At 59.1% G+C, this 5,972-nt stretch carries 7 protein-coding genes; 1 reads left to right on the top strand and 6 read right to left on the bottom strand.

Annotated features, from left to right (window positions below; genetic code table 11):
* Positions 1-83: 83 nt before the first annotated feature.
* The 6 genes from ACW9I6_RS30075 to ACW9I6_RS30050 are packed head-to-tail and all read right to left on the bottom strand — an operon-like array spanning position 84 to position 5,079.
* A complete protein-coding gene (locus tag ACW9I6_RS30075; RefSeq protein WP_003211664.1) occupies positions 84-785 on the bottom strand; it encodes an ABC transporter ATP-binding protein in 702 nt (233 codons plus the stop codon).
* Position 786: 1 nt separating this feature from the next.
* On the bottom strand, positions 787-1,554 hold the full coding sequence (gene livG, locus ACW9I6_RS30070; protein ID WP_003211663.1) for a high-affinity branched-chain amino acid ABC transporter ATP-binding protein LivG: 768 nt from the start codon (positions 1,552-1,554) through the stop codon (positions 787-789).
* Positions 1,551-2,804 carry a high-affinity branched-chain amino acid ABC transporter permease LivM gene (locus tag ACW9I6_RS30065; protein ID WP_003211661.1) on the bottom strand — a complete coding sequence of 418 codons (1,254 nt, stop codon included), beginning with the start codon at positions 2,802-2,804 and terminating at the stop codon, positions 1,551-1,553. Before ACW9I6_RS30065 ends, livG begins: the two co-directional genes overlap by 4 nt.
* The gene (gene livH, locus ACW9I6_RS30060; protein WP_017137212.1) at positions 2,801-3,724 is read right to left on the bottom strand and encodes a high-affinity branched-chain amino acid ABC transporter permease LivH; all 924 of its coding nucleotides are present in this window, start codon (positions 3,722-3,724) and stop codon (positions 2,801-2,803) included. Before livH ends, ACW9I6_RS30065 begins: the two co-directional genes overlap by 4 nt.
* Positions 3,724-3,906: a hypothetical protein gene (locus ACW9I6_RS30055; protein ID WP_003211657.1), complete on the bottom strand. Its 183-nt coding sequence runs from the start codon at positions 3,904-3,906 to the stop codon at positions 3,724-3,726. Before ACW9I6_RS30055 ends, livH begins: the two co-directional genes overlap by 1 nt.
* Before the next feature lie 45 nt (positions 3,907-3,951).
* Positions 3,952-5,079 carry a branched-chain amino acid ABC transporter substrate-binding protein gene (locus ACW9I6_RS30050; RefSeq protein WP_087693197.1) on the bottom strand — a complete coding sequence of 376 codons (1,128 nt, stop codon included), beginning with the start codon at positions 5,077-5,079 and terminating at the stop codon, positions 3,952-3,954.
* A gap of 340 nt (positions 5,080-5,419) precedes the next feature.
* Between ACW9I6_RS30050 and ACW9I6_RS30045 the strand changes: the two genes are divergently transcribed.
* Positions 5,420-5,722 (top strand): DUF2288 domain-containing protein, encoded by a 303-nt coding sequence (locus ACW9I6_RS30045; RefSeq protein ID WP_003211652.1) that lies wholly within the window; start codon positions 5,420-5,422, stop codon positions 5,720-5,722.
* Positions 5,723-5,972: the final 250 nt, after the last annotated feature.

Here is a 5,972-nt window from a genome sequence, read left to right as displayed (position 1 = left end):
ACCCAACAAGTTGGCTGATCCACCGCCTTCGCGAGCAAGCCCGCTCCCACAAAAGCCCGCTCATACATTTGACCAGATGGGCATCAACCGCCCAAATAAGCCTCACGTACTTTCGGATCGGTCAGCAGTTGTTCGCCGCTGCCCTGCATCACCACGCGGCCGTTTTCCAGCACGTAGGCGCGGTCGGCAATCTTCAGCGCCTGGTTGGCGTTCTGCTCCACCAGGAACACTGTCACACCGTCCTTGCGCAGCTGTTCGATGATGTCGAAGATCTGCTGGATGATGATCGGCGCCAACCCCAGGGACGGTTCGTCCAGCAACAACAGCTTGGGCTTGCTCATCAGCGCGCGGCCGATGGCGAGCATTTGCTGTTCGCCGCCGGACATGGTGCCGCCGCGCTGGCTGAAGCGTTCCTTGAGCCGCGGGAACAGGTGCAGCACCTTGTCCATCTGCTCCTGGTAATCGCCCTTGTCGGTGAAGAACCCGCCCATGGCGAGGTTCTCTTCCACGGTCAGGCGGGCAAATACCCGGCGGCCTTCCGGAACCACGGCAATGCTCTTGCGCATGATCTCGGAGGAGGCCTGGCCCACCAGCTCCTCACCCATGTAGCGGATGCTGCCGCTGTGAGCCTGGGGCGAACCGCACAGGGTCATCAGCAGCGTGGATTTACCGGCACCGTTGGCGCCGATCAGGGTAACGATTTCGCCCTGGCGCACTTCCACGTTGACGCTGTGCAGCGCCTGGATCTTGCCGTAGAAAGTGGAAACGTTTTCGAATTGCAGCATTTTACGCTTCCCCCAAATAGGCTTTGATCACTTCCGGGTTGTCGCGGATCTGCTCCGGCGTACCGTCGGCCAGTGGCGTGCCCTGGTTGATCACGACGATATGGTCGGAAATGCTCATGACCAGTTTCATGTCGTGTTCGATCAGCAGCACGGTGGCGTTGTTTTCTTCACGCAGCACACTGATCAGCGCCTTGAGGTCTTCTGTTTCCTTCGGGTTCAAGCCGGCGGCCGGTTCGTCGAGCATGAGGATCCGCGGGCGGGTCATCATGCAGCGGGCGATTTCCAGGCGCCGTTGCTGACCGTAGGCCAGGGTGCCGGCAGGACGGTTGGCAAACTCGGTGAGGTTGACCTTGTCCAGCCAGTACGCGGCATATTCCATGGCCTCGCGCTCGCTCTTGCGGAACGACGGCGTCTTGAACAGGCCGGCAAAGAAGTTGGTGTTCAGGTGGCGATGCTGGGCGATCAACAGGTTCTCGACCGCCGTCATGTCCTTGAACAACCGCACGTTCTGGAAGGTCCGCACCACGCCCTTGCGGGCGATCTCGTGGCCGGCCAGGCCCTGGATCGGCTGGCCGTCCAGCAGGATGGTGCCGCCAGCCGGCTTGTAGAAGCCGGTCAGGCAGTTGAACACCGTGGTCTTGCCGGCGCCGTTGGGGCCGATCAGGGCCACGACTTGTTTCTCTTGCACGGTCAGGGCCACGCCGTTGACCGCCAGCAAACCGCCGAAGCGCATGCTCAAGTTTTCGACTTTCAGGATCTCGCGGCTCATTTGCGCAGCTCCATGTGGGGACGTTGCATGGGCAGCAGGCCTTGAGGTCGCCAGATCATCATCAGCACCATCATGGCGCCGAACATCAACATGCGGTATTCGCTGAATTCACGCATCATTTCCGGCAGCAGGATCATCACGATCGCCGCGAGGATCACGCCGAGCTGCGAGCCCATGCCGCCCAGTACCACGATGGCGAGGATGATTGCCGACTCGATGAAGGTGAACGACTCCGGCGTCACCAAACCTTGGCGAGCGGCGAAGAAGCTGCCGGCAAAACCGGCGAAGGTTGCCCCGAGGGTGAATGCCGAAAGCTTGATGACGGTCGGGTTCATGCCTAGTGCACGGCAGGCGATTTCATCTTCGCGCAGCGCTTCCCACGCACGGCCGATCGGCATGCGCAGCAGGCGGTTGATCACGAACAGCGCCGCCAGTGCCAGCAGCAGGGCCACCAGGTACAGGAACACCACTTTGCTCACCGGGTTGTAGTCGATCCCGAAGTACTCGTGGAACGTCTGCATGCCTTCGGCCGCGGTGCGGTCGAACGTCAGCCCGAAGAACGTCGGCTTGGGAATGCTGCTGATGCCGTTGGGGCCGCCGGTGATATCGGTGAGGTTACGCAGGAACAGACGGATGATTTCACCGAAGCCCAGGGTCACGATCGCTAGGTAGTCACCGCGCAAGCGCAGTACCGGGAAGCCCAGCAGGAAGCCAAATGTGGCCGCCGCCATGCCGGCCAGTGGCAGGCAGATCCAGAAGCCCCAGCCCAGGTAATGCGAGAGCAGCGCGTAGGTGTAGGCACCCACCGCGTAGAAGCCCACATAGCCCAGGTCGAGCAGGCCGGCGAGACCCACCACGATGTTCAGGCCCAGGCCCAGCAACACGTAGATCAGGATCAGCGTCGCGATATCCACCGCACCACGGGAGCCGAAGAAAGGCCAGATCAACGCGGCCACGATCAGGCCGATGATGATGTAGCGCTGGGTGCGCGGCAGGGTCAGGAACTGGCTGACCTTGGGCGATACCAACGGGCCACGGTTGGACTTGAGGAGTGCCCCGACCTGCTGAGTGAACAGCACGCGCAGGAACATCAGCACCGAGCACAGGGCAATGATGGTCAACGTCACGGGACCGGTGCCATGCACTTCGAGGTTGATCCCGACAATGCTCAACTTGAGCCCGAGTACCGGGAAGGCCACGGCCCAGACCAGCAAGGCGCTGAAAAACGCCGATTTAAGATATCTGCTCATACTTTCTCAACCTCCGGACGGCCCAGAATGCCGGTCGGCCGGAACAACAGCACCAGAACCAATAGACCGAATGCCACCACGTCCTTGTACTGGTCACCGAATACGTCGGCGCCAAAGGCTTCAGCCACCCCCAGCACCAGCCCGCCGAGCATCGCACCCGGAATGCTGCCGATGCCGCCCAATACCGCTGCGGTGAAGGCCTTGAGGCCCACCAGGAAACCGGCGTTGGGGTTGATCACGCCGTACTGCATGCTCAGCAATACAGCGGCGATGGCCGCCAGTGCGGCACCGATGACGAAGGTCAGGGCGATGATGTTGTTGGTGTTGATGCCCAACAGGTTGGCCATCTTGATGTCTTCGGCGCAGGCCCGGCAGGCGCGCCCCAGACGGGAGCGAGAGATGAACAGGGTCAGGCCGAGCATTGCCACCAGAGTGACGACGAAGACCAGGACCTGCATGTAGGAAATCAGCACTTCTTGTGCGCCACCTGGGCCGAAGGAGAAGCTCCCCGGGATCAGGTTGGGAATGGATTTGTCCTTGGAATCCTGGGACAGCAATACGGTGTTCTGCAGGAAAATCGACATGCCGATCGCAGAGATCAGCGGGATCAAGCGGTTGCTGCCACGCAAGGGGCGGTACGCAACGCGTTCGATACTGTAGCCATAGGCACTGGTTACGACGATGGACGCCAGGAATGCAGCGGTCATCAACAGCGGCAGGGAATGGATACCCAGCATGGCCAGCCCGGCAAGGGCGATGAAGGCCACGTAGGAACCAATCATGTACACCTCGCCATGGGCGAAGTTAATCATTCCAATGATGCCGTAAACCATTGTGTAGCCAATGGCTATCAAGGCATAGGTGCTGCCAACGGTCATGCCGTTAACCAGCGTTTGGAAAAAATGATAGATCTCAGGCATTACAGCGCTCCTAAAAACCCGATACGCATTTCACTGGTGGAGTCAATTTCCGGCTCGGTGCCCTGTTCTGTGATCAGGTTGCACAAAGCGTTTGCCAGCGAACCGCTGGTGACGGTTTTAAGATTTTCAGGTGAGCCAGCGCCCGGATCGCGGGTGACAGGCCCATAAACCTCGTAAAACAAAGCCCACTGCTTGCACAGTGGGCTTGTTGACCAGTAACGCCTGGCTTACTGAGGGGAAACTTCGGTTTTTGGTTTGCCGAAGTGCCATTCGTAGACCACGAACTTGAAGTCCTTCAGGTCGCCCTTGGCGTCGAAGCTCAGGTCGCCGGTCGGGGTCTTGAAGGTACCGGCGTGGATGGCCGCTGCCACCTTGGCGGTGTCTTCGCTCTTCGCGGCAGCGATACCGCCGGCGATCACTTCAACAGCCGAGTAGGCCGGGAACACGAACGGACCGGTTGGGTCCTGCTTGTTCTTGGTGAACTCTTCAACGATTGCCTTGTTGGCAGGATCGGTGTCGAAGGATTTCGGCAGGGTAACCAGCAGGCCTTCGGAAGCGTTCTGGGCGATTTGCGAGATGGAGTCGTTGCCGACGCCTTCAGGGCCCATGAACTTGGCGTTCACGCCTTTTTCCTTGGCTTGGCGCAGGATCAGGCCCAGCTCAGGGTGGTAGCCGCCGTAGTAGACGAAGTCGACGTTGGCTTGCTTGAGCTTCTGGATCAGCGAACCGAAGTCTTTGTCGCCAGCGTTGATGCCTTCGAAGAGGGCAACTTTCACGCCTTTCTTCTCGAGGGTTTGTTTAACGGCGGTGGCGATGCCTTCACCGTATTGCTGTTTGTCGTGGATAACGGCTACGACTTTCGGCTTCACGTGGTCGGCGATGTAGTTACCGGCGGCAGGGCCCTGGGCGCTGTCCAGGCCGATGGTGCGGAAGACCAGCTTGTAGCCACGGGACGTGATTTCCGGGCTGGTGGCAGCCGGGGTGATCATGATCACGCCTTCGTCTTCGTAGATGTCGGATGCTGGCTGAGTGGAGCTGGAGCAAAGGTGACCGACCACGAACTTGACGCCGTCGTTGACCACTTTGTTGGCTACGGCCACGGCTTGTTTTGGATCGCAAGCGTCGTCGTATTCCTTGGCTTCGAGCATTTTGCCATCTACGCCGCCCTTGGCGTTGATGTCGGCGATGGCCTGCTTGGCACCCATGAACTGCATGTCGCCGTACTGGGTCACAGGGCCGGTTTTAGGGCCGGCAATACCGATCTTGATGGTGTCAGCTGCGAACGAATGGCTGGCAACCCCGGCCAGGACCATAGCGGCAAACAGTTTGGAAATCTGCTTAGTAGCCTTATTCATAGTGCTCCACTCTTACTGTTGTATTTTTTATAGTTCTAGCGGCCTTGTGAGCTGCAGAACCGGATCAGATATCTCGGATATCCCCCGGCAGCGGCCTGGCAACTGTACCGGTACAGTGTAGAGCGCCGGTTGATCGCTTGAAAAGCTGGCTGCTGGGGGCAAAACCCGGGTATGTCGCTTAAATGAAAGAAAAAGACAGAATTGCGGCGGGGTGATGCCAGAGTTTCGGGCAATCCTTGGCTTTCCTGACACTTTCGTTCGGTGCCTCATTTGCAACTGGGTTTTTCTGCCTGGGGCTCGACGGTATGATTGCGCCGATTTTTTCTTCAGGTGAACTCCCATGACGCAAGAACCTAGCACCCTCTATGCCAAGCTGCTTGGTGAAACTGCCGAAATTTCCTGGAAGGAGCTTGAGCCGTTCTTTGCCAAGGGTGCCCTATTGTGGGTCGACGCCGGGCTGGATTTGATCGAGGCCGCCGAGGGCATGGCTGAGGACAACCGTGAGAAAGTCGCTGCCTGGCTGGCTGCGGGGAGTCTTGGCGAGGTGTCTGCGACGCGGGCATTGGACCTGGTTGAGCGGGACCCGAGTTTGTGGGCGGTGGTGGTTTCGCCGTGGATTCTGATCCAGGAAAGGGCAGTGTAGGAAATGCATGCGCGAAAAAGGTGCGTGATTTTTCCGAGTTTAAGTGTGTAGGCGGGTAACTGCATTTGCGGTGATGGCACCTTGCCGTAGAGAAAGGTCACAGGCGGGGGTTACGTGCGCGTCATGGGAACAGTTTTGGTAGCGGCGGAGTGCGGGGGGAATTGTTTCTGGGTATGTGTACATATCCGTTATTTAGGTAACGGCCACCTATGGTTCCGCTCTTACAGCGGGTCACTTTTGGCAAACGCCC

This window comes from Pseudomonas sp. SDO5522_S412 (assembly GCF_054071215.1).
The sequence above is the reverse complement of the archived record's forward strand: the minus strand, read 5'-3'. Positions and strand labels throughout refer to the sequence as shown.

Coding starts and splice junctions, on each gene's coding strand:
- ACW9I6_RS30075 (WP_003211664.1), bottom strand. CDS start 785: ATGCTGCAATTCGAAAACGTTTCCACTTTCTACGGCAAGATCCAGGCG.
- livG (WP_003211663.1), bottom strand. CDS start 1,554: ATGAGCCGCGAGATCCTGAAAGTCGAAAACTTGAGCATGCGCTTCGGC.
- ACW9I6_RS30065 (WP_003211661.1), bottom strand. CDS start 2,804: ATGAGCAGATATCTTAAATCGGCGTTTTTCAGCGCCTTGCTGGTCTGG.
- livH (WP_017137212.1), bottom strand. CDS start 3,724: ATGCCTGAGATCTATCATTTTTTCCAAACGCTGGTTAACGGCATGACC.
- ACW9I6_RS30050 (WP_087693197.1), bottom strand. CDS start 5,079: ATGAATAAGGCTACTAAGCAGATTTCCAAACTGTTTGCCGCTATGGTC.
- ACW9I6_RS30045 (WP_003211652.1), top strand. CDS start 5,420: ATGACGCAAGAACCTAGCACCCTCTATGCCAAGCTGCTTGGTGAAACT.